Annotated in this window: 3 protein-coding genes; all 3 read right to left on the reverse strand. The window is 41.5% G+C overall.

Annotated elements, in window-relative coordinates:
* Positions 1-717 (reverse strand): sugar phosphate nucleotidyltransferase (locus tag AACT21_RS07940; protein WP_176430211.1); only part of this gene is annotated, 717 nt, incomplete at its 3' end.
* A 168-nt stretch (positions 718-885) separates the two neighbouring features.
* Positions 886-2,796 (reverse strand): sensor domain-containing diguanylate cyclase, encoded by a 1,911-nt coding sequence (locus AACT21_RS07945; protein ID WP_094164200.1) that lies wholly within the window; start codon positions 2,794-2,796, stop codon positions 886-888.
* 183 nt (positions 2,797-2,979) lie between these two features.
* Positions 2,980-3,465 (reverse strand): hypothetical protein (locus AACT21_RS07950; RefSeq protein WP_094164201.1); only part of this gene is annotated, 486 nt, incomplete at its 5' end.

Here is a 3,465-nt window from a genome sequence, read left to right on the forward strand (position 1 = left end):
CGCATAAACAGCATGGCTTTCAATCAATTTGGGAATGATGTCATTGCCAAAATCGTGACTCGAGTTTTCCAGTTCAGCATCATTAATCAAAGCACTTTTTAATACTTCCATATCAAAAATGTAGATCCCCATAGAAACTAAGCTGCGATGCGGATTATTGGGCATGGAGGGTGGGTCACTTGGTTTTTCGATGAATGAGGTGATCTTGAAGTCATTATCCACATTCATCACGCCAAAGGCAGAAGCTTGTTCTCTTGGGACATCCATGCAGGCGATAGTCAGTGCAGCATTTTTTTGCTTATGAGCTTCGAGCATAGAGGCATAGTCCATCCGGTAGATATGATCACCAGATAAAACAACGACGTGTTTGGCATCACTGCGTGAAAGTAGCCACATATTGTGATAGATAGCGTCCGCCGTTCCTTCGTACCATTTTCCGCCTTTTCTCATCTGCGGGGGGATCACAGAAATGAATTCGCCGAGTTCTGGATTGAAAATAGACCAGCCATCACGTAAATGTTTTTGTAATGAATGAGATTTATATTGAGTCAGGACCAAAATCTTTCGCAGCCCTGAGTGTAGGCAGTTGGTGAGTGTAAAATCAATGATTCGATATTTTCCACCAAAGGGTACAGCCGGTTTTGCTCTGTCATCAGTTAGCGGAGATAGCCGCGAACCGACGCCACCTGCTAACACAACGGTTAGTGTTTCTTGCATCTTATTTCTCCCTAAATATGTGCAATCTATTTACCATATTAGAGAGTAGTACAAGTTTTAAGCCAAAAGTAAAAATGATAGCGAACAATACGTTACAAACTAAGTTTGCGATAATTGCACAAAAATAAACCCGTTTTATTTCTCGATGCACTTAAATGGTGCTAATTGTTAAGCAAATTCTTCCATCTCGACACTGGTCAATACCGAGACAAGATTACGCCCCGAAGCTTTTGACTCATACAATGCAATATCTGCCCGTTTATACACTTCTTCTGGTTTTTCTGTAATGTCAGTGATGCCACCGCTGATCGACACTTCTAAACGATGATTTAAGTGAACGGCTACTCGTAAACGGTGCATGACCAACTCAGCTTCTGCCAGTGGTGTATGAGGCATAATGATGGCAAACTCTTCGCCTCCGATGCGAGCTAAAAAGTCCGTTTCTCTTAGGTGCTCACTTAATTGTGTTGCGACAGAACGAATGATTTTATCGCCTTCTGCGTGGCCTAATTTATCATTAATGCGTTTAAAATGGTCGATATCAATAATCGCTAAGCACGACTGCACTTGAGCTTGGTAACGTTTTACGCGTAAGCATTCTGAACGCATTTCTTGATCAAATTTCCTGCGGTTCCAAATGTTGGTGAGCGCATCTTTCTCGCTGAGCTCACGCAGGCGATTTTCTAGCTCTTTGCGATGACTAATATCAACAAAGGAGGCCACATAAAACTGAATAATTCCGTCTGAATCACGGATGGTTTGAATACGTAAGATCTCGGTTTGCATTGAGCCATCTTTACGCTTATTAATGACTTCACCTTCCCATAGCCCTTCGTCTTGCAGCACTTTCCACATATTCATGTAAAAAGCTTGATTGTGCTTACCGGAGGAAAAAACGGAAGGTTGTTTACCTCTTACCTCGGCTAAGGTGTAGCCGCTGATCCGGGTAAACTCATTGTTTACTTTGATAATGCGGTTATTACGATCGGTAATCACCATAGCGGACATACCATTCATCGCCGCCCTAGCCAGTTTGCTCTCGATACTGTTTTTATCGTGGTTTGCGTTCCAACGAATAAAACCGGCGGCAATCGTCATTACTAATAGCGCGATGCCAACCGCTTGAAAGCCAATTTTTAGCTCTGTGGCAGAAAGCAATTTATTGAGCGCATCACCATTTAATGACTGAATTAGATAAATTGGCTCCATTTCTGGGAATATGGATTGCAAAGGAACTTGAGTAAAACTATACCAGCAGTTGTTATCCCATACCGTGCCAGAAGCTTGCTCTTGCATACTTTTCCATAGTATAGGGGCGACACTGTTAATATTCAGCATGTGGTATTTCGACGGGTTTTCTTGCTGAGACAAGATCTCATTTTCATGATGAATATACTGACCCTTGAAACTGATGATGTCTGGGCGACTCAGTGAATTTAAACTCTGGTTAAATTTTTTGTACAATTGGGTTAAGTTAAGATTTGCTACAAAATAGCCTTGCCTTTTTCCATCAAAATCTATTGGTGCAATAATCCTAAATACTGCGGTTATCTGGGAAGCAGTACCATAATTTTCTTCTTCTCTTTCACTATCAACACCGAAGATCCCAATTTGGTTTGGGGAAAGGTTTTGCGCATACTGAAAATAGTCTCGGTGCAATTTGTTTTTTAGTTGTGATCTTGGCACTGCTTCTGTTGATCCATTACTCTGATTCACGCGAATTAATTCGTTACCCGCTATATCAAAAAGCCTGAGCCGAGAATAAAGGATTTGAATACGAGCTGCTAATAACCAAAACGCTTGTACCGCTTCGATATTTTCGGTGGAGGGAAGACGTAACGCGCTGTACAACATGGTGTTGTTTGACAATATTTGAGTGGAATTGTAAACGTCATTAAACGCAGTAAGCAGTTCGTGCTTATTGTATTCGAGTTGAGAATGGCTTTTTTGTTCGATCATTTGCACAGTTTGTTCGTGAGCTTTGTCGAATTCTTTGACGAAATAAAGAAAGGGCACAACCCCAAGCACGACACTAACAAATAGCCATTGAGCTAAGTATTTATAGAAAGAGCGAAACATAGCGGCACATATAAGTTATTGAGTGCATAGTATATCGCTGATATATGAGAAGTCGCTTCCAAATATCTGATATCGTGGAGTACATCAAATTTGTGGGGTAATTCTGTTGATACAAAGAGTAAAAAGAAGCGCACAAGTAGCGAAGAAGCATCATGCGCTTAAGCCTGAAGGCCGTTTTACGTTTTAGAACTGAAAACGAACATTCATGACGATCTGTGGGCCGTAAACGCCGTTGTTTTTGGTTTCAGCTCCTAACGATAATTGTTCAGTAGAGTGAAAACGTAATCCAGCGCAAAATACCGAGTGTTCATCGTTCTTACCCAGTTTAATATTGGCTTCAATTTGGCTCGATAACCAGATCCGGCTGCCAATATTAAACTCCAACTGGGTTTCGCTTTTGCCACCCTGTTCATCGGTAGGTCTAATGTGGTGAACAAGCATTTGTCCGTAGACATCAGCAAATTGGTTTATTGGACCGTTAAAGCCAATTCCGCCAGCGGCATCCCAATCTCCGTCAAATCTCGAATCGTAACGAGCGACAAGGTGTGTGTTATCGGTTAAATAAGTACTAAATTCTGCACCTGAGGATTCAGGGCTGATAGCGGTTCTGACTTCAAAGAAGTTATAATTAAAATTGTTAGCTTGCGCAGAGAAAGAAAGAACGCATGA

Origin of the sequence: Vibrio sp. V08_P9A1T1, assembly GCF_963874405.1 — a bacterium.
In the GTDB taxonomy this organism is placed as follows: Bacteria; Pseudomonadota; Gammaproteobacteria; order Enterobacterales; family Vibrionaceae; genus Vibrio; species Vibrio anguillarum.